This is a genomic window from Gordonia sp. UBA7599 (assembly GCA_002477755.1).
In the GTDB taxonomy this organism is placed as follows: Bacteria; Actinomycetota; Actinomycetes; order Mycobacteriales; family Mycobacteriaceae; genus Gordonia.
This window is the reverse complement of sequence record DLKD01000069.1, coordinates 14,166-34,448: the sequence shown is the minus strand read 5'-3', so window position 1 is coordinate 34,448 and position 20,283 is coordinate 14,166. Positions and strand designations below refer to the sequence as shown.

General features: G+C 69.0%; 14 protein-coding genes, 1 tRNA gene and 2 pseudogenes. 10 read left to right on the top strand and 7 right to left on the bottom strand.

What is annotated here, in order from left to right; genetic code table 11:
• Nucleotides 1-203: 203 nt before the first annotated feature.
• Nucleotides 204-473: an acetylxylan esterase gene (locus tag B4L26_RS08850; RefSeq protein ID WP_290718094.1), complete on the bottom strand. Its 270-nt coding sequence runs from the start codon at nucleotides 471-473 to the stop codon at nucleotides 204-206.
• On the opposite strand from B4L26_RS08850, the gene B4L26_RS08845 reads away from it, so the two are divergent.
• A complete protein-coding gene (locus B4L26_RS08845; protein WP_290718101.1) occupies nucleotides 367-1,797 on the top strand; it encodes an ATP-binding protein in 1,431 nt (476 codons plus the stop codon). The genes B4L26_RS08850 and B4L26_RS08845 overlap by 107 nt on opposite strands.
• Nucleotides 1,798-1,822: 25 nt before the next feature.
• Here B4L26_RS08845 and B4L26_RS08840 read toward each other — a convergent pair.
• Together B4L26_RS08840 and B4L26_RS08835 are read right to left on the bottom strand one after the other, a co-directional pair.
• Nucleotides 1,823-1,978 (bottom strand): annotated as a pseudogene (locus B4L26_RS08840) (DivIVA domain-containing protein); the annotation flags it as partial.
• A 123-nt stretch (nucleotides 1,979-2,101) separates the two neighbouring features.
• Nucleotides 2,102-2,542, bottom strand: a pseudogene (locus tag B4L26_RS08835) (type II toxin-antitoxin system PemK/MazF family toxin); the annotation flags it as partial.
• 109 nt (nucleotides 2,543-2,651) lie between these two features.
• On the opposite strand from B4L26_RS08835, the gene B4L26_RS08830 reads away from it, so the two are divergent.
• Nucleotides 2,652-2,724 (top strand) — tRNA-Arg (locus B4L26_RS08830).
• A gap of 33 nt (nucleotides 2,725-2,757) precedes the next feature.
• Here B4L26_RS08830 and B4L26_RS08825 read toward each other — a convergent pair.
• Nucleotides 2,758-4,125 (bottom strand): chloride channel protein, encoded by a 1,368-nt coding sequence (locus tag B4L26_RS08825; protein ID WP_290718092.1) that lies wholly within the window; start codon nucleotides 4,123-4,125, stop codon nucleotides 2,758-2,760.
• 108 nt (nucleotides 4,126-4,233) lie between these two features.
• On the opposite strand from B4L26_RS08825, the gene B4L26_RS08820 reads away from it, so the two are divergent.
• Together B4L26_RS08820 and B4L26_RS08815 are read left to right on the top strand one after the other, a co-directional pair.
• Nucleotides 4,234-6,612, top strand: coding sequence for a TIM-barrel domain-containing protein (locus B4L26_RS08820; protein WP_290718089.1), 2,379 nt, complete (start codon nucleotides 4,234-4,236; stop codon nucleotides 6,610-6,612).
• Between the two features lie 10 nt (nucleotides 6,613-6,622).
• Complete coding sequence (locus tag B4L26_RS08815) at nucleotides 6,623-7,846, top strand: MFS transporter (RefSeq protein ID WP_290718087.1); 1,224 nt, start codon at nucleotides 6,623-6,625, stop codon at nucleotides 7,844-7,846.
• 103 nt (nucleotides 7,847-7,949) lie between these two features.
• On the opposite strand, the gene B4L26_RS08810 is transcribed toward B4L26_RS08815, so the two are convergent.
• Entirely contained in the window at nucleotides 7,950-8,762 is an 813-nt protein-coding gene (locus B4L26_RS08810; RefSeq protein ID WP_290718084.1) for a DUF305 domain-containing protein, read from the bottom strand.
• 115 nt (nucleotides 8,763-8,877) lie between these two features.
• Here B4L26_RS08810 and argS point away from each other — a divergent pair, with 115 nt between their 5' ends.
• The 6 genes from argS to rho all read left to right on the top strand — a co-directional run bounded on the left by argS (nucleotide 8,878) and on the right by rho (nucleotide 17,318).
• Nucleotides 8,878-10,530 carry an arginine--tRNA ligase gene (gene argS / locus B4L26_RS08805; protein ID WP_290718082.1) on the top strand — a complete coding sequence of 551 codons (1,653 nt, stop codon included), beginning with the start codon at nucleotides 8,878-8,880 and terminating at the stop codon, nucleotides 10,528-10,530.
• Nucleotides 10,531-10,532: 2 nt separating this feature from the next.
• Nucleotides 10,533-11,897, top strand: coding sequence for a diaminopimelate decarboxylase (lysA, locus tag B4L26_RS08800; RefSeq protein ID WP_290718080.1), 1,365 nt, complete (start codon nucleotides 10,533-10,535; stop codon nucleotides 11,895-11,897).
• Nucleotides 11,894-13,213: a homoserine dehydrogenase gene (locus B4L26_RS08795; protein WP_290718078.1), complete on the top strand. Its 1,320-nt coding sequence runs from the start codon at nucleotides 11,894-11,896 to the stop codon at nucleotides 13,211-13,213. The genes lysA and B4L26_RS08795 overlap by 4 nt, the downstream gene beginning before the upstream one ends.
• Nucleotides 13,206-14,273, top strand: a complete 1,068-nt coding sequence (gene thrC / locus B4L26_RS08790) for a threonine synthase (protein ID WP_290718076.1) — start codon at nucleotides 13,206-13,208, stop codon at nucleotides 14,271-14,273. The genes B4L26_RS08795 and thrC overlap by 8 nt, the downstream gene beginning before the upstream one ends.
• Before the next feature lie 15 nt (nucleotides 14,274-14,288).
• Nucleotides 14,289-15,224, top strand: a complete 936-nt coding sequence (gene thrB, locus B4L26_RS08785; protein ID WP_290718098.1) for a homoserine kinase — start codon at nucleotides 14,289-14,291, stop codon at nucleotides 15,222-15,224.
• Nucleotides 15,225-15,449: 225 nt separating this feature from the next.
• A complete protein-coding gene (gene rho / locus B4L26_RS08780) occupies nucleotides 15,450-17,318 on the top strand; it encodes a transcription termination factor Rho (RefSeq protein WP_290718074.1) in 1,869 nt (622 codons plus the stop codon).
• Between the two features lie 54 nt (nucleotides 17,319-17,372).
• Here rho and B4L26_RS08775 read toward each other — a convergent pair whose 3' ends face one another.
• Both B4L26_RS08775 and B4L26_RS08770 read right to left on the bottom strand, forming a co-directional pair.
• The gene (locus tag B4L26_RS08775) at nucleotides 17,373-18,365 is read right to left on the bottom strand and encodes a heme transporter (protein WP_290718072.1); all 993 of its coding nucleotides are present in this window, start codon (nucleotides 18,363-18,365) and stop codon (nucleotides 17,373-17,375) included.
• A gap of 1 nt (nucleotide 18,366) precedes the next feature.
• Nucleotides 18,367-20,283: a sulfite reductase subunit alpha gene (locus tag B4L26_RS08770; RefSeq protein WP_290718070.1), complete on the bottom strand. Its 1,917-nt coding sequence runs from the start codon at nucleotides 20,281-20,283 to the stop codon at nucleotides 18,367-18,369.

The following is a 20,283-nucleotide window of genomic DNA, read 5'->3' as shown; positions in this document are numbered from 1 at the left end:
ACCGCACCACAAAGCCAGATGTATTTCCCCTCCCCTGTCAGGGGAGGGGGTAGGGGGAGGGGTCGAAAGACGCTGCACGAGCCCTGGCTCTCTGCTAGCCAAGCTCGTATTGTACCAGGCTTCGGGCGGGCGTGCCGGGGAGGCAGGGAGACGCAGAGGCGGGCGGCCGAATACGGCGTCTCTTTGCCTCCCGGCCTTGCGTCTCAGCCCCAGAGCGTGCGCAGAAAGCTGATCTGGGCCTGCTTCTGGTAGGTGCCGCCGCCCTCGTGGTGGTTGTAGCGCCAGATCGTGATATCTTTCGGCCCGGCGTAGTGGTTATAGGCCGCGAACACCGTCGACGGCGAGGTGCTTGCGCAGGCGCGGGACTTGCGCGAACAACTGCGGGCGACGTCGGCGCGCGTCGAAGCGCTGGCCACGAGTGTGCGGATCGTCGCGCTCGGGGACCTGCCCGTACTCGTCGACGGGGCCGACATCGGTGCCCGCGGTGAGGACCTGAGCATCGTCGGGGAGACCGTCGTCGAGGTGCCCGGTGCGGTCCGCGTTGAATTGGCCCCCGCCGTGAACGCCGCCAACCTTGCACAACAGCGCGACGCCCTCGTGCAGCAAGCGTCTCGGCTGTGCGCTGCCCACGGAGCCACCGACTTGGACGAGACCATCGGCCTGGGTGAGGCGCGGTTGGTGATCGAGCCGCAGGTGATGGTGGCGCGATCCGAAGCCGACCGGGTCTGTGGAGATGCCGATATCGACGAGCTGCGCGGCGTTGTCGCTCGGCTGGCCGATCAAGCCGGCGGGGCCGACGCCGGGGCGGGCACAGCCGAGTCGGAGGAGGCTGCCGCCAGTGCGGGCACCGAGTCCGACCTGACCACCCGGCGGTCGGCCGAACGCGAGTGCGCCGCTTCCCTTCTCGCCGCGGAGCGCGCCGTTGCGGCATCCTGCCGGCGTACCGTCGAGCTCGCTGCCGCCGAGCAACGGGCGGCCGACGACGTGGCGCGCATCGACAACCAGATGGCGGACCTGGCGCAAGCGCTGGAGCAATCGCGGCGGGAGGTCCCCGATGCCGACGTGGAGGCCCGGATCGCTGATGGCGTGCAGGCACTGGTCAGTGCCTGCGCCGCGGAGAAGGTGTTGCGCTCCGAGCTTGAGGAGGCGAACCCGACCGATGCTGAGCAGCAAGTTGCAGTACTCGACGCCCGGCTCGCAGCACTGGACTCCGACCGTGCGGAACTCGACCAGCGGCTCGCGCAGGCGCGTGCGCGAATCGAGGTGTGTCGGGAGGATGCGAGACGTGACCGTCGCGACGAGGCCGCTGCCACCCACGTTGCGGCGCAGGCTGAACTGGCGCGCGTGGATGCCCGGGCCCGCGCGGCACGGCTGTTGCGGACGGTGGTGAACGAGCGCCGCGACGCGGCGCACGCACGGTTCAGCGAACCGCTGCGACGTCATCTGGAAGATCTGGCCCAGCCGTTGTTCGGCACCGGCGTGCGATTCGACGTCGATGGGGGCCTGCGCGTCGCCTCCCGCACCCTGGATGGGACGACCGTGTCCTTCGACGAGCTGTCGATGGGCACCCGTGAGCAGATCGGCATCATCGCCCGGCTGGCCTGCGCGATGCTGGTCGACGAGCATGACGGCGTGCCGGTGATCATCGACGACGCCCTGGGTCACTCCGACCCGGACCGGACAGCGAAGATGAATCGAGTCCTCACGCGGGCCGGTGAGAATGCGCAGGTCATCGTGCTGACGTGCAGCCCCGAGCGCTACCGGGACGTCGAGTCGGCGCAGACAGTCGCGCTCTGACTCCGACTTCTCCGCTTGCTCAGGGCCGTCCGCCCAGATCGGCGATGATGCGGTGCAACCGGGTGATCTCCGCCTCGACGATGTCGAGGAAGTCGTCGACCTCGTCCTCGTTGTAGCCGCGCCGGCCGATGGGCGGCTTGTTGAAGGCCACGTTGTGGACGTCTTCTGGCGTGAGCTGCATGGATCCCGTCCTGTCGGTCAATGCGCGCATGGTGAACGGTGCCGCCACGATCGCGGTCGTCTGGACCCCGGTGTCTACTTGGACGTTGTCTGCTTGGTCGTCGACGGCGAGGGCCACGCGCAGCGCCACGTCGACCGCCCCCATCGACGAGGGCGAGAGCGTGCCCACCGCTTCGTCGAGGTCCTCGCGGAACAACTGCACGAGGTCGTCGACGACCGCGAACCCGACCACCGGGTCCTGTGGGCCGAGCGCGACGACGGTCGACGAGGCGGCGTGCGGTTCACCGCTGATCCGCGCGGCGATCACGCTGTCCCGGTCGCGGTTGCGGTCGTTGTTGCTCACGACGACCCACGGCTTGCGGCCGTATCCGAGATCGACCGCGAAAACCTGGCCGCGGTGCACGTGGATGGTCGGGACGCCCTCGGTTCGGCGGATCTGTCGGTCCCGCGCAGCGCGGACGACGGTCGGCCCGTCATCGGGTCGCAACTCAACCGCGGATCCGGGTGCGGACACGATCCAGCCGGTCGGGTTGGTGCCCGTCGACGGGGTCGGACGCGGGTTCATGGCAAGGAATCTACACGCGCCGAGCGCGGTCCGGGAGGGTCCAGAACGCCGCTCGCACATCTGCTTTGTGGCCACGGCAGACGGTGGGATAGGCTGTGCTGCGTCCCGAGCCCCCGTAGCTCAGGGGATAGAGCGTCTGCCTCCGGAGCAGAAGGTCGCAGGTTCGAATCCTGCCGGGGGCACAGATAAATCGTTGCCGACTCCGCCGACTGTCATCAGTCGGCGTTTTTTGTCCGGGCGGCCACGAGCCGATCGAGGGCATAGGCGGCGAGAACACCCGCGCCTGCGGCGACTGCGACGGCGAGCAGGCAGGTCAGCCGGGCTCCGGCTGGGCCACCGATCGCGATCACCATGGCGAAAGCGGTGATCGGCAGTCGGTAGCCGCCGGCAATCGCACCGGCTGAGCCCGAGGCCGCGGCCAGGTCGGCCGACGTCCCCAAACCCGGAGCGAGTGCACGGCCGCAAAGGTCGCCGACGGCGAGGAATGGAACGAACAGCCCGCCGCAGCCGCCGGCGGCAACAGCCGCAGTGGTGGCGGCGGCGCGCAGTGCGGCCACCAGCAGCAGCGTCCAACCGGAAGTGGTAGCGCCTTCGGCCCACGTCACCGCACCTGCACCGGGACCGACGGCGGCCGATGGGGAGGCCAGGGCGCTGATCGCGGCGAAGCAGGCCGCCAGCGAGGCACCACCGATGAGCAGCTTGGTCGTCGTCCCGGCGTTCCACGCCCGCACTCGGTAAATCAGCGTTCCGGTGACCGAGCACAATGCGCCGGACAAGGCACCCACCAGACAGGCGACGGCGAGGGCCTCGGCGAGGTCGTGGGGCGCGACCTCGGGCACGATCAGGCGAATCAGGTTGAGGTCGAGCCACCGGTTGACGCCCCACCCGACGAGCGCGCCGATCGTCGCTGCCACAACCCGCGCCGGGGTGATGCGCGCGTCGTTGCGCCGGCCGAGTTCCAGCATGAACGCGACCCCGACCAGGGGCAGACCCATGAGTGCGGCGATGCCGGCCGCGCCACCGGCCAATCCGGCCGGCCGGGCCAGTCGAACCCACCACCCGCCGCCAGCGCGAATCGCGGCGCCCGTGGCAACGCCCATGTGCGCGGCCGGGGATTCGGTGCCCATCGGAGCGCCCAAGCCGACGGTGGTCAGGATGGCGAGTGCGCGCACCGGCATCAGACGTGACGGGAAGCGCTCCTCGCATCCGGCGCTGCGGACCACATCGGCGGTGAGATCGGCCCGTACGGCGTTGGCGGGGAAGCGCAGCCAGGTGGAGAAGCGTTTCGGCGGTGGGGCGTCGTCGGTGACGCGGATGACGGCGGTGCCGTGAGCGATGAAGTGCAGGATCAACACCGCGCCGACGATGCCGACGAACGGCGCGGTGAACATCACCCAGCGGTCGGCGCCCGTGACCCAGTCGAGGACTTCCTTGATCAGCGACGTCACCGCGACGACGAACACCGTGGCCAGGATTCCACCGATGACGCCACCGACGAGTGCGTCGCGAAGGTCCGCCAGTGTCGTCGGCGAGCGATCGGGGACGGGAGTTGTTTCGACGGGGTCACCGGTGTGGTTCTCCATTTGCGACAGCATGCCACGGGAGATGCGGATTTGAGCGCACCGCCGATACCGATTCCCGCCGGGCATATGCCTCCGAGCAGATCGGGCGGGGCCGCTATGGTCGAGCACGTGAGCGATTCGCGCCCGATAGGCCTCACGCGTCGGCAAGCCATCACCTCGATGGGCGTGGCGGCCGTCGGCCTCACCGCGTTGGGCTCCGCCGACGCTGAAGCCCGGCCGGGCATCGACGACGACGGCAATGGGCTCATCGTCGTCGGGAATGTGCGGCTGACCGTCGTCACACCACGTCTGGTGCGCTATGAGTACTCCGGGCGCCGCCGGTTCGAGAACCGTCCGACGATGCTCGGGCATGACCGTCGGGCGAGGTCGGGGTCGTATCGGGTGGCGCGATTCGGCGATACCCTGCACCTGGAGACAGACGCGCTCACACTGACCTGCCCGGTCGACCGCTTCGACCCGATGGCGCCGAATATCACCCTCAAGCACTCCGGAGCCCGGGTGAATCCGGCCTGGCAACCGCGCGAGTACGTCCCCGCGGTGACCGGCATCGCCTTCGCGACCAATCTCGAGATCTGGCCGTCGCAGATTCCGCCGTTGCCGGCCGGCAACCTCGGGGGCTGGCTGCGCGCCCTCGACTCGGTGCGCGGTCAGGTGAATCTGCAGCCCGGCCTGCTCTCCAAGCAGGGGTGGTTCTTCATCGACGATTCGCAGGCGGCCCTCGTCGGCGATGACGCGGTGACCCGCCGAGGCCTAGACCTGCAGTACCGGGACGGCTACATCTTCGCCTACGGCCGCGACTACAAGCAGGCACTGGCAGATTTCCGGGCCCTGTCGGGCGCGGCGCCGATGCTGCCCCGACAGGCCTTCGGGAATTGGTTCTCCCGCTATGCCCCGTACCCGGACTCGTATTACCGCACGACCCTCCTGCCGCACTATCGAGCGGCCGGCGCGTCGTTGGACGTCCTCGTCGTCGACACCGATTTCAAATCGCCCAATTCGTGGAACGGGTGGAACTGGAATCGGCAGCTCTTCGGAAACCCGGCCGGATTCGTCGACTGGGCGCATCGCGAGAACATGGCGGTCGCACTGAACATCCACCCGAGCATCTCTGGTGACGACACTCAGTTCCCGCGCGTGCAGCGTTTGGCCGGCGGCACGATGCAACCGGCGCTCACCCCCGCGGCCCGTTTCTTCTCAGCTTTGGGCAAACACGTGCAGGGCGCGATCGGACCGGCCTTCGTCTGGGATTTCACCAACCCCGCACATCTGCAATCTTTCATGGCAGCGCACGACGAGCTCGAGGCCGCGGGTGTGGACCTGTGGTGGTTGGACTGGATCATCGACGAGTCCTATGCCGGAGTACCCCTCAACGAGCTCGCCGCCGATGTGTGGGTCGCCCGCGCTTACACCCGACGCTCGCGCATGCGACAGACCCGCTGGCCGCTGCTGGCGCGCAGCGGGGCCTCGTATTGGGACATGGTGGGCACCCGGCCGGGCCCGTGGGGCGGACACCGGTACACCATCCACTTCACCGGTGACACCTATGCGACGTGGGAGACGCTGGCCATGGAAGTGGAGTTCACCCACGCCGAAGGCAGTATCGGCCAGCCCCATGTCTCACACGACATCGGCGGCTTCAAGGGGGAGACCGACCCCGAGCGCTACGTACGGTGGATGCAGTTCGGGGCCTTCTCGCCGATCATGCGGATCCACTCGCAGAACCTGCAGACCAGGCGGCTGCCGTGGGAATTCGCGTCGCCCTACCGCGAGGCCGCCGCGGCGACGCTGCGCGTCCGGTCGCGGCTGGTCCCATACCTCTACTCCGCGGCACGCGTCGCGCACGAGACCGGTCTCCCCATGGCGCGGTCGATGTACCTCCACTGGCCGCACGCGTCGGAGGCCTACGGGTTCAAACACCAGTACCTGCTCGGCGACGACCTACTCGTCGCCCCCGTCGTCACCCGGGGTGGGACCGTCCGGATCTGGTTCCCGCCGGGGCGGTGGGTCGGGGTGTTCGACGGCACGACCATCGTCGGCCCGACGGTGCAGACGGTGCGCGTACGCCTGCGCGACATCCCGGTGTACGCACGGGCCGGCTCCACGGTTCCGATGCTGGCCGCCGTCGCGCCCGCCGCGGTCGCGGTCGTACCGATAGCGCTGCGCATCCACGTCGGCACCGACGGTCGGTCGCGGCTCTACCACGACGACGGCCATTCGCACGACCACCGCTGCGGCGCGTACTCGTGGACGACGATGACCTGGAACGACGCCGAGATGTCGTTGACGACGAACACCGAATCAGCGACCGGATACGGGCGACCGCCGATCGAGCGGATCGAGCTCGTCGGGATCGATGCGGCACCCACCGGGGTCAGCATCGACGGGCGCGAAGTGCCCGACAGCGCGTGGACCTTCGACCGCCGTACCCGTACTGCGAGCGCCGACCTCGAACACCGGTCGGCTGGTTCAGCCGAACGGGCAGTGTAGGAGGCGATCGGTGGACGCTTCACCCGGGCAGGGGGCGCCCGGTCGCATTCCCCCGACCATCTGGGTCTTGGTCTGCGCCGCCTTCGTCATCGCGGTCGGGTACGGATTGGTGGCACCGGTCCTTCCGGCCTTCGCCCGCAGCTTCGACGTGTCGATCGCGGCGGCGACGATGGTCGTGAGCGCGTTTGCGGTCATGCGCCTGGCCTTTGCCCCGGCGACGGCGCCGCTGCTGCGCCGGCTTGGGGAGCGGCCCGTCTATCTCGCCGGACTGCTGATCGTCGCGGCGTCGATGCTGGCGTGTGCATTCGCCCAGAGTTATTGGCAGCTGTTGGTGCTACGCGCGCTGGGCGGGGTCGGGTCGGTGATGTTCACCGTGTCGGCGATGAGCCTCGTGATCCGAATCAGCCCGCCGGCGATCCGCGGCCGGGTGTCGGGGGTGTACTCGTCGAGCTTCGTGCTGGGCGGCATCGTCGGGCCGCTCATCGGCGGCGCATTGGCGGGGCTCGGATACCGGGCGCCCTTTGTCGTCTATGCGGCCGCTCTCGTCGTCGCGACGATCGTTGTGGCCGTTGCCCTTCGCCACACCGAGGCAGTGGGTGACGCGGCCGATGAGCGCTCCGGACCCGGCGTACGCGAGGCGTTGGCCGACGGCGCCTATCGGGCGGTCCTCGTCACCTCGGTCGTATACGGGTGGCTGTTCGCGATGCGGATCACCCTGGTTCCGCTGTTCTTCACCGATGTGCTCGACCAGTCCGTGTCGATGGCGGGATTCGCCCTGGCCGCCTACGCCGCCGGTGACGTCGCGGTCATGATTCCGGCCGGCCGCGCGTCCGACCGATTGGGACGGCGGCCGTTCCTGATCTCCGGAATGGTGGTGCTGGCGGCCTCCACCGCGGTGCTGGGCATGAGTGACTCGGTGGTGGTCGCATTCATCGCGACGGCGATCGCCGGCGCGGGCACCGGGCTGGTGGCGCCGGTCATCCAGGCGACCGTCGCCGATGTCCTCTACGGCGGTCGCGGGGGAACAGCGCTGTCGACGTATCAGATGGCGCAGGACAGCGGCACGATCGCGGGTCCGGTGATCGCCGGTGTCATCGCCGACCGGTTCGGCTTTGGACCTGCGTTCTGGTTGACCGCGGCGCTGTCGGCCGTCGTCGCACTCATCTGGGTGGTCACCCGCGAGACCCGGGGACGTACACCACTGCCCACACCGCCTGCACAACCTGACCTCTAGGGTCGTCAGACCAACACGGTTCCGTCGATCCCGTCTCGATCGATGTGGGTTTGCCGAAACGGGGTGGGGATGGCGAGCGGGCGGTCGTCACTGCCACTCGCGGCTAACCCAGCGGTTGGGCGTGGCGCTGCGCGAGCATCTGCTTCATCGTCGACTCCTCGGCGGTCTGCGCCTTGTCCATCTGCTCGGCGAGTGCCCGGACGTATTCCGGCGCGCCGTTGGCCGGATCGATCACCATCGACATCATGTGATGCCCGCCCTGGTGGTGGCGAAGCATCAGCTGCAGGAAGTAGGTGTCGGCGTCGGGCCCGTTCAGCGAGGAGAGCCGCGCCATCTCGGCCTTGGTCGCCATGCCCTCCATCGTCGCGCCGTCATCGGCGGCGGGGGAGGCCGCGGTCGGTGCGCCGTGGCCAGCGTGCCCGCCGGTCCCGTCGTGTCCGCCATGGCCGTCGGCCTTGGCCGCGGGGCAGTGCTCGTCGACGTGGCCGTCGGCGCAGTGGTCGCCGCTGCCGTGACCCATCTGGCCCATCCACGACATGGGCGCACCAGGATTGGTCAGCGGCGCGCCCCACGCCTGCAGCCAGCCCGTCATCTGCCCGATCTCCCGGTTCTGGTCGGTCAGCATCGTCACCGCCAGGTCACGCACCGCGGGATCGCTGCCGCGCTTGATCACGATCTGCGTCATCTCCACGGCTTGGCCGTGGTGGACGATCATGTCCTGCGAGAAGCCGATCGCCGTCGCATTGCCATGCGGATGCTCACCGTCGGAGCCCGACTTCGCCGACCCGATCGCCAGCCCGCCGCCGAGGCCGATGAGCAGTGCGGCGATCGCGATGAGAGCGGGGCCCAGCCAGGGCGGCCGACCGCCGTGGTCCTCGACTGCGGTGGGGGCGGGGTCGGTGTCATCCTCGGACATGATCACCACGCTAGCGAACTCGACGGCCCTCGCGGCGACGATGAGCCGGATGGTCGCCCGCCGGCGCCGATACCCGTTATCCCCGGACGGGGGCGGTTCCATAGAATGGTCTCCCGTGACTCCCGCCGACCTCGCCGCGCTGCTGCGCGCGCTGACCCAGACCGTCCTGACCGAGCGCGGTCTGGACGTCGCCGTGCTGCCCGAGACGGTGACGGTCGAGCGCCCGCGCAACCCCGAGCACGGTGATTACGCCACGAACATCGCCCTACAGATCGGCAAGCGCGCCGGTGTAGCACCCCGTGACCTGGCCCAATGGCTCGCCGAGGCGTTCGCCGCCCACGAGGGCGTCGAGTCCGCCGACATCGCGGGCCCCGGCTTCGTCAACCTGCGCCTGGCCGCTGCCGCGCAGAACAGCGTCGTCGCGACGATCCTGGACGCGGGTGAGCGGTACGGCAGCGGTGATGAACTCGGCGACGCGGTGGTCAACCTCGAGTTCGTCTCGGCCAACCCGACCGGACCGATCCACCTCGGTGGTACGCGCTGGGCCGCAGTCGGTGACGCGCTGGGCCGGGTGTTGGCGGCACGCGGCGCAGCCGTCACCCGCGAGTACTACTTCAACGACCACGGCGGGCAGATCGACCGGTTCGCCCGGTCCCTGGACGCGGCCGCGCAGGGCAAGCCCACCCCCGAGGACGGCTACGCCGGCAGCTACATCGACGAGATCGCCGCGACGGTCGTCGCGGACGTCCCGGGGATCGCCGACCTCCCCGACGACGATCGCGTCGAGGCGTTCCGGGCGCGCGGCGTGGCGATCATGTTCGACCACATCAAGTCGACGCTGCATGAGTTCGGCACGGATTTCGACGTCTACACCCACGAGAACTCCATGTTCGAACGTGGCCTGGTGGAGGTCTGCATTACCGAGCTCAAGGCCAACGGCACCCTGTACGAGGCCGACGGCGCGTGGTGGCTGCGCTCCACCGACTACGGCGACGACAAGGACCGCGTCGTCCTCAAGAGTGACGGTGCGGCGGCGTACATCGCCGGCGATATCGCATACCTCAAGGACAAGTTCGACCGCGGGTTCAACCACCTCATTTACATGCTCGGCGCCGACCACCACGGCTACGTCGTGCGGTTGAAAGCGGCCGCGGCAGCCCTCGGCCACGACCCGGCCTCGGTCGAGGTGCTGATCGGGCAGATGGTCAACCTGGTGCAGGACGGTCAGCCGGTGCGGATGAGCAAGCGTGCCGGGACGGTGGTCACCCTCGACGACCTGGTCGAGATGGTGGGCGTCGACGCCGCCCGCTACTCGCTGATCCGCTCGTCGGTGGACGTCAACATCGACATCGACCTGGACCTGCTCCGCAAGCAGTCCAACGAGAACCCGGTGTATTACGTGCAGTACGCCCACGCGCGTCTCGCGGCGCTGGCACGCAACGCCGCGGACCTAGGTCTGGAGGCGGACCCGTCGGTGATCGCACTGCTGACCGAGCCCACCGAGGGAGATCTGATCCGGACCCTCGGCGATTTCCCGGCCGTCGTCGCGACGGCCGCCGACCTGCGCGAACCGCACCGGATCTGCCGGTACCTGGAGACGCTGGCCGGTGCGTACCACCGCTTCTACACGCAGTGCCGCGTGCTTCCCATCGGGGATGAAGAGGCCACGGATGTGAACCGCGCCCGGCTGGCACTGTGCGCGGCGGCCCGCCAAGTGCTGGCCAACGGCTTGGCGATGGTCGGCGTGTCGGCGCCGGAGCGGATGTGACGATGACCGCCACAACCGGAAGGGCTGAGGAACTCGCCATCATCCCCGCCAACGTGTACCCCGGCACCACCTCCCGCACCGCTGAGGGCGTCGTCACGATCGGGGGCGTGGGCGTCGACGAGTTGGCGCAGCGCCACGGCACCCCGCTGTTCGTGTACGACGAGGCCGACTTCCGTGCGCGGTGCACGGCGATGGCGCAGGCGTTCGGACGCTACGGCAAGGTCCACTACGCGTCGAAGGCGTTCCTGTCCGTCGAGGTCGCCCGCTGGGTGGAGCAGGAGGGGCTGAGCCTCGACGTCTGTACCGGTGGTGAGCTGGCCATCGCGCTGCACGCCGGGTTCCCACCGGCGCGCATCGCCATGCACGGCAACAACAAGAGCGCCGACGAGTTGGCCGCGGCAGTCACGGCCGGCGTCGGACACGTCGTGCTGGACTCGCTGGTGGAGATCGAGCGCCTCAACGCCGTCGCGGAGCAGCACGGTCGGGTCGTCGACGTGTTGGTCCGTGTCACCCCGGGGGTGAACGCGCACACCCACGAGTTCATCTCCACCGCGCACGAGGACCAGAAGTTCGGGTTTTCGATCAGCGGTGGGAAGGCTATCGAGGCGGTGCGCGCGGTCTTCGCGACGCAGCACCTGCGCCTGGTCGGTCTGCACAGCCACATCGGTTCCCAGATCTTCGACCTCGACGGGTTCGAGATTGCCGCGCACCGGGTCATCGGACTGCTCGGCGACGTGGTGGCGGAGTTCGGTCGCCGTGCCGAACAGTTATCGATCATCGACCTCGGCGGCGGGCTGGGCATCTCCTACGTCCCCGGCGACGACCCGCTTCCGGTGTCGGCGCTGGCGGATGCGCTGGCCGACATCGTGGCGCGCGAGTCGGCGGCGCTGGGACTGCCGGTGCCTACGTTGGCTGTCGAACCGGGGCGGGCAATCGCCGGACCGCCCGGCATCACCCTCTACCGCGTCGGCACCATCAAGGACGTCGAGCTCGACGGTGGCGGGGTCCGGCGCTACGTGTCAGTCGACGGCGGGATGAGTGACAACATCCGCGGCGCGTTGTACGACGCGGAGTACGACGTCCGGCTGGCCTCTCGCGTCTCGACGGTCGACGGTGTCCTCAGTCGCGTCGTGGGCAAGCACTGCGAGACGGGCGATATCGTCATCCGGGACTGCTGGTTGCCCGGCGACCTGAAGACCGGTGACCTGCTGATCGTCGGGGCGACCGGCGCCTACTGCTATTCGATGTCGTCGCGGTACAACATGGTGATGCGGCCGGCCGTCGTCGCCGTGCGCGACGGACAGTCGCGTGAGATCCTGCGCCGGGAGACCGTCGCCGACCTGCTGAGTCTGGAGGTAACGCAGTGACCGAGGCCAACAACGGTGCACCGCGCGAATTGGGTGTCGCCCTGCTCGGCATGGGCAACGTGGGTGCTGAAGTCGTTCGGATCATCACCGAGAACGCCGACGACCTGCGCGAGCGGATCGGCGCGTCCTTGGTGATTCGCGGCATCGCCGTGCGCGACGCTTCCCGTGACCGGGGTGTGCCGCGCGAGCTGCTCACCACGGATCCGGGGGCGCTGGTGCGTCGCGACGACGTCGACATCATCATCGAGGTCCTCGGCGGGATCGAACCGCCGCGCGAGCTCATCCGTACCGCGCTCGAACAGGGCAAATCAGTTGTCACGGCGAACAAGGCGTTGCTGGCCGAGTACACCGGCGAGCTCGCCAAGGCGGCGGCGGAGGCCAACGTCGACCTGTACTTCGAGGCCGCCGTCGCCGGGGCGATCCCGGTGGTGCGGCCGCTCATGCAGTCGTTGGCCGGTGACAAGGTGCAACGCGTCGCGGGCATCGTCAACGGCACGACCAACTTCATCCTCTCGGCGATGGACGCCGACGGCGACGACTACGACACCGTGCTGGCCGAGGCCGGGCGACTCGGATACGCCGAGGCCGATCCGACGGCCGACGTCGAGGGCTACGACGCAGCGTCCAAGGCCGCGATCCTCGCGTCGATCGCTTTCCACACCCGCGTCACCGCCGCCGACGTATACCGCGAGGGCATCACGAAGGTAACCGCGGCCGATCTCGCCGCGGCGCGCAAGTTCGACTGCACGATCAAGCTGCTTTCGATCTGCGAGCGCGTGGCCGGGCCCGACGGTGCCGAGTCGGTCTCGGCCCGCGTCTACCCGGCGCTGATACCGCTGTCGCACCCACTGGCGACAGTGAACGGCGCCTACAACGCCGTCGTCGTCGAGGCGGAGAACGCCGGGCGCTTGATGTTCTACGGCCAGGGCGCCGGTGGGGCACCCACCGCGTCGGCGGTAATGGGCGACGTCGTGATGGCGGCGCGAAACAAGGTGCACGCCGGTCGGGGGCCGTTGGAGTCGACCTACGCGTCGCTGCCCGTGATCGCGATCAAGGACGTGCCCACGCGCTACTACGTGGCGATGAACGTTCTCGACCGGCCAGGCGTGCTCGAGGGAGTCGCGGGGGAGTTCGCCAAGCACGACGTCAGCATCGCGGCGGTGCGTCAGGAGGGCGACGGCGAGCAGACGCGACTGGTCGTCATCACCCATCGCGCGCCCGACGGTGCGCTCGCGCAGACGGTGGCGGCGTTGGAAAGCATGGAAGCGGTGACCGCGGTGTCGTCGGTGCTGCGGATGGAGGGAACCGATGACTGAGTACAAGGCCTGGCCCGGCTTGATCGAGGCGTACCGGGATCGAATGCCGGTCGGGGACGACTGGACCATCGTCACATTGCTGGAGGGGGCGACGCCGCTGGTGCGGGCCAACCACCTGTCGGAAGTCACCGGGTGTGAGGTGTTTCTGAAGGTCGAGGGGCTCAACCCGACCGGGTCGTTCAAAGACCGCGGCATGACGATGGCGGTCACCACCGCCCTCAACAACGGCAAGCGCGCGGTCCTGTGCGCGTCGACGGGCAACACCTCGGCGTCGGCGGCGGCGTACGCCACACGCGCGGGGATGACGTGCGCGGTGCTGATCCCGGAGGGGAAGATCGCGATGGGCAAGCTCGCCCAGGCCGTCATGGCGGGTGCGACGATCGTCCAGGTCCAGGGTAATTTCGACGACTGTCTCGAGCTGGCGCGCAAGGTCACGGCCGATTTCCCGGAGATCGAACTGGTGAACTCGGTGAACCCCGCGCGGATCGAAGGTCAGAAGACCGCCGCGTTCGAGATCGTCGACGTCTTGGGCCGCGCCCCCGACGTGCACGCGCTGCCGGTCGGCAACGCCGGCAACATCACCGCGTATTGGAAGGGGTACACCGAGTACCGCGCCGACGGACGCTGTGATTCGTTGCCGCGAATGCTCGGTGTGCAGGCGGCCGGCGCCGCACCGCTGGTCAATGGCGCCCCCGTCGCGGAGCCCGAGACGATCGCGACCGCGATCCGCATCGGCTCGCCGGCGAGCTGGAACCAGGCCGTTGCGGCGAAGGAGGAGTCCGGCGGCATGTTCCGTGCAGCCACCGACGAGAAGCTGTTGGAGGCTTACCGCCTGGTCGCGGGCCGCGACGGTGTGTTCGTCGAGCCCGCCTCGGCGGCCTCGGTCGCCGGCCTACTCGCCGCCCGGGCCGACGGGTGGATCGAGCCGGGTTCCACGGTGGTGTGCACCGTGACCGGCAATGGCCTCAAAGATCCCGACACCGCACTGCTCGGCATGCCCGAGGTGGCGGCGATCCCGGTCGATCCGGGTGCCGTCGCGCAGGCGCTGGGGGTCGGGTAGCCGGTGACCGATGTCATGACGACCCTCCTTCCGGCCGGACTCCGCGTCGGCGTGCGCGTTCCGGCGTCCAGTGCCAACCTGGGGCCCGGGTTCGACTGCCTCGGCCTCGCGCTGGGGATTTACGACGACCTGACCGTGACGACGATCGATGAGCCGGGCGTGCGGTTGAGCGTGACCGGCGAAGGTGCCGACTCGGTGCCGTTCGACGACACGCATCTCGTCGCGCGGGCGGTCGCCCGCGGGTTGTCGCACGCGGGTGCGGCAGCCGTCGGCCTGCAGATCGACTGCGTCAACGCGATCCCGCACTCGCGCGGCGTCGGATCGTCGGCGGCAGCCGTGGTCTCTGGGCTCCTCGCTGCCTCGGGGTTGCTCGGCATGGCGCCGGAACACCTTGGGGCGCAATCGCTTTCCGACGCCGAGCTGGTGCAGCTGTCCGGCGAGTTCGAAGGCCACCCGGACAATGCGGCGGCCAGCGTCCTCGGTGGCGCCGTCGTCACCTGGACCGAGGGTGAAGGGGAGCAGGCGCGGTACTCGGCGCGTCGCCTGAAGGTGGATCCGCGGATCCGCGCCACGGCCTTCATCTCGCACACCGAGTCGGCCACGTCGCACACGCGCGGCTTGCTGCCCGACTCGGTTCCGCGCTGCGACGCCGTGTTTAACGTCAGTCGGACCGCCGTCGCGGTCCACGCGCTCACGTCGGAGCCCGATCTACTCCTGGCCGCCACCGAGGACCGGCTGCACCAGGGGTATCGGGCGCAGGCCCTGCGCCCCTCGGCCGACCTGGTCGCACAACTGCGCGCCGCGGGCTACGCGGCCACCATCTCCGGTGCCGGGCCCACCGTGCTGGTGTTGCACACCGCAGACCTGCCCGCGTCGGCCGCGCAGCATCGGGGCTTCACGATGGTGGAGACGGCGATCAGCGACGGCCCGACGGTGGTCGATGCTCGCTGATCGGCGCGCGGGTGGGGGGTTGTTGCCCAGGTCAGCGCGGCGCGCTACGATGTAAAAGTCTCTGAGCGATCGTGAATACCCGATTGCGGACGTCCCCCCGATCTTCCGGTTTGACACCGGGCACCGGCGTATGACGTCCGCCGCCAGCAGACCCACAGTTTTCCCGCGTAGGGATTTCACCCACCTTCGCGCACTGCAACGCGTCGAGGGAACGAAAGGACTTCCGTGACTGAAACGGATCTCACCACTGCACCTGTCGCGCTGACGACGCCCGCCGAGTCCTCGGCCGTGGCCGTCGCGCCCGCCGGGTCCGCATCGGGCGGCCTGACTTCCATGGTGCTCCCCGAACTCCGCGCGCTCGCCGGCAAACTCGGCATCAAGGGCGCCTCGGGCATGCGCAAGGGCGACCTGATCGGAGCGATCAAGGAGCGCCAGTCGGGCGGCGGTTCGGCATCCGGCGGGACCAACGGCACCGCGGCGCCGGCACCCGCCGAGACCTCGTCCGCGCCGACGGGCAATGGCGCGACCGCTGCGCCCGCCACGGCTGACGACTCGCAGGAGTCCGGCAACGCGACCAGGGCCGATCAGGCCCCGGAGGCCGCTGCGGAGCGGGTGAACGGGCAGGAACAGGGTGACGGCCAGGGCACCCGCAACCGCAATCGGAACCGTAACCGGGACCGCGACGGTGGCGAGCAGGCCGAACAGAGCACCCAGAACAACCAGAACAACCAGGACAAGAAGTCCGACGGCAAGGAGCAGGGCTCCGGCGAGCAGGGCAAGGACAACCAGGGCGGCCAGAACCGCAACCGTGACGAGGACGGTGAAGGTGGTGGCCGGAATCGCCGCAACCGTCGCTTCCGCGAGCGCAACCGCCGTGGCGGCGGCGGCCGTGACCGCGACGGCGAGCCGCAGCTGTCCGAGGATGATGTCGTGGCACCGGTCGCGGGCATCCTCGACGTCCTGGACAACTACGCGTTCGTCCGTACGTCGGGCTACCTGGCCGGACCCAACGACGTCTACGTGTCGATGAACCTCGTGCGCCGCTACGGCCTGCGCCGCGGCGACGCCATCACCGGTGCCGTCAAGGTTCCGCGCGAGGGGGAGCAGAGCGGCGGCGGCAACCAGGGCAACAACCGCCAGAAGTTCAACCCGCTGGTGCGTTTGGACACCGTCAACGGCGGTGACCCCGAGGCGTCGCGCAAGCGCCCGGATTTCAACAAGCTGACCCCGCTGTACCCGAACCAGCGTCTGCGCCTGGAGACCACTCCCGAGCGCCTCGACACCCGCGTGATCGACCTGATCATGCCGATCGGCAAGGGGCAGCGCGCCCTCATCGTCTCGCCTCCCAAGGCGGGTAAGACGACGATCCTGCAGGACATCGCGAACGCGATCGCCACCAACAATCCCGAGTGCCACCTGATGGTCGTGCTGGTCGACGAGCGGCCCGAAGAGGTCACCGACATGCAGCGCAGCGTCAAGGGCGAGGTCATCGCCTCGACCTTCGACCGTCCGCCGTCAGACCACACCAGCGTGTCCGAGCTGGCCATCGAGCGTGCCAAGCGCCTGGTGGAGCAGGGTAAGGACGTCGTGGTTCTGCTCGACTCGATCACGCGACTGGGTCGCGCCTACAACAACGCCTCGCCGGCGTCGGGCCGCATCCTGTCCGGTGGTGTCGACTCGACCGCGCTGTACCCGCCGAAGCGCTTCCTCGGCGCGGCCCGCAACATTGAGAACGGCGGCTCGCTGACGATCATCGCCTCGGCTCTGGTCGAGACCGGGTCCACCGGTGACACCGTGATCTTCGAGGAGTTCAAGGGCACCGGCAACGCCGAGCTCAAGCTCGACCGCAAGATCGCCGAGCGCCGTGTCTTCCCCGCCGTCGATGTCAACCTGTCGAGCACCCGCAAGGACGAGCTGCTGCTGTCCCCGGAGGAGTTCTCGATCGTGCACAAGCTGCGCCGCGTCCTTTCCGGACTCGACAGCCACCAGGCGATCGACCTGCTCATCAGCCAGCTGAAGAAGACCCGGAACAACATCGAGTTCCTGATGCAGGTGCAGAAGAACACCCCGGGGGCGATGAACGACGACGACTAGTCGTCGCGGATCCCCGGCCGGTCCGATCGGAGTGGGCCGGGGTTCACCGGAAGATCAGTCGACGAGGTCGGCGATCAGTTGCTCCCACGCGTCGTAGATCCAGCGGTTCACCGGGCCCGTCTGCGATGCCACGAAGCTGCACCGTCCGTGCCGGTCGTAGACCTCGATCGCACTCGTCGGCCCCCATGCGCCGTCGACCGTGGTCACCCAGCATTGTGCGACCGAGTTGAAGTTGATCATCGTGCGTGCCGCATCCGAGGCGATCACCATCGAGCCGTGATGTTCGCGCGCCCCGGTGAGGACGTCGTGGTGGATCTGCAGGCACCCGGGCGCGGCCGTGGCGGTCGTCATCGGCAAGGCGATCGTGGACGCGTACGAGAGTGCGTCGATCACCCGCCGCGCCGATACGCGTGAAAACCCTGATCGGGCCGTCGCGGCGAGCGCGGCGCCGCGTGCGACACCGCCGTCGACGAGGATCGAGTCGATCAGGCCGATCTGATCGTCGGCGAACTCCGGTGTGGGCTCCGGTGCGGCGGTCGGCTGCGCCTGCTGGCGCTGTAGGGCCAGGTCGTCGAGGATGTCCACGTCCGCCGAGCGCGAGAGGCTCAGCGACTCGAACGCCAGCCGGTCCGAACCCTCGATGAGGTAGGTGACGTGCACCGAGTTGCCCTCGGTGTCGAAGACCCGGACAGTCGGCGGGGCCGACGCGGATGGATCGGTCACTAGGACGGTGCCCAGTGCGGCCGGGTTGATCCGCAGGACCAGTCCGTCGCCGACGCTGCGCAGTGGCCCGTCGATGGTTTCGGGAGGGTGGTGGGTCCCGACGTCATTGGTGATGACGGGTCCGGCCGCGGTGACACCGACGACGTTGGCGAGCTGGGGCAGTGCGGCCATGACCGTGTCGATCGGGCCGTCCACGACCGATCCGGAGAACCCGGGGGCGCGTAGGAAGGCTTCGAGATCGCTGACACCGCGGCGGTTGCGCGGGCATCGGCGGCACGGGCAGCGGTCGTCGCCGGCGGTGGGGTTGGGATTGCGCTCGGTCATCTCAGTACACGTCCCGCAGGTAGCGCTTGTTGCTCTTGAGTTCCTCGAGGTAGTGCGTGGCCGCGGCGTCGTCGAGGCCGCCCTCCTTGGCGATGATCTCCAGCAGGGCGGTATTCACGTCGTGCGCCATCCGCGTGGCGTCGCCGCACACGTAGACGTACGCGCCCCGCTGCAGCCATTCGTACAGCGCCGCGCCCTGTTCGCGCATCCGGTCCTGGACGTAAACCTTGTGCGCCTGGTCGCGTGAGAACGCGAGGTCCAGGCGTGTCAGCAGTCCGTCGGTTTGGAACTGCTCGAGCTCGTCGGCGTAGGCATAGTCCGATTCGCGGTGCTGGTCACCGAAGAACAGCCAGTTGTCGCCGGTCGCGCCGCGGTGGGCCCGCTCGTGCAGGAAGCTCCGGAACGGTGCCACACCGGTGCCAGGTCCGATCATGATGACCGGCGCGTCGTCGTCGGGGAGACGGAAGGACCGGTTGGGCGTGATGAACACCGAAACCTTGGTCCCGTCGTCGACCCGGTCGGCGAGGTAGGTGGAACACACGCCGCCGCGGTCGCGGTCGAAGGCACGGTAGCGGACCACGGCCATCGTGATATGGACGGTTCCCGCATGGGTGTTCGGCGACGAGGAGATCGAGTACACCCGGTGGGCCAACGGCCGCAGCTCCCCGAGGAGCTCCTCGGGTGTGATCGTCAGCGACGGGTCGACGTCGAGGACGTCGAGCACGTCGCGCCCCCACAGCCAGGCATCGAGGGATTCGTGGTCCCCGGTCGCCGCGAGGTGGGTCAACTCGGCGTCGCCGGTGCGGGCCGCGACGTAGTCGACCAGGTACTTCGACGGCATGGCTATCTCGTAGTGGTGGGTGAGCGCGTCGCGCAGGGTGCGTTGGGTCTTCCGGTCGGTGATCATCTCCTCGCCGGTCGCACCGAGGCGCGCCAGCACGCGATCCACCAACACCGTGTCGTTGATGGGCTGGATCGAGAGCCCGTCGCCGGGCTCATAGGCGATCCCGCTGTCGCCGAGGGAGATCACGCAGTGGCGCACCTCTTTGGCCGACGTCGGGCCGGACAGGACGGTGTTGGCGACGACGGTGGCCGGGTAGGGGTTCTTGCGGCCCCACGCGACCGCCTTCTCCGGCTTCGGCTCGACCGCCGGCACGGGTTCGACGACGGGTTCGGCGATGACCGGTTCTTCGGCGACTAGCGGCTCGTCGATGACCACGGGTTCGTCGATGACCACGGGTTCGGCGGCGATCTCGTCGACGGCGGTCTCGGCGACCGCCGGGGAGGCGGGCGAGGTGGTCAGCGCCTCGAGTGCGCCGGGGATCCAGTCATCGGCGGGCTTCTGGAAGTCGACGTCGCACTCGACCCGCTCGACGACCCGCGTCGCGCCTAGTTCGTGGAGGCGGCCGTCGAAGTTCTTGGCCGCCTGGCAGAAGCCGTCGTAGATCGAGTCGCCCAGTCCGCACACCGCGTACCGCAAGTCCTCGAGGCGGGGTGCGGAGTCGCCGGCGACCTCGAGCCAGAAGTCCTCGGCGTCGTCGGGCATCTCGCCCTCGCCGTAGGTGGAGACGACGACGAGCAGGTTCTGCGCGGCGGTCAACAGGTCGGTGGTCGCCTCGCCCATGTCGGTCAGAGTGACGTCGAAACCGAGTTCGGCGGCCTTGTCCTTGGCCTGGTCGGCGATCCACTCTGCATTGCCCGTCTGGGTGCCGTAGAGGATGAGGAGCTTTCCCGGACCCGCCGGGGGTGCATCGGCCTCGGGCTGCTCGGCAGCCTGCGGGGCAGCCGGTGCCGTGGTCGCGGGGGCCAGCCCGGCAGGCATGGCTATGCGCGTGTTCAACCCGGCGAGGAATCCGGCCAGCCAGGCCTTCTGCTCGCCGGTGAACGGCACGTCGGAGGGGATGTGGGGCAATTCCAT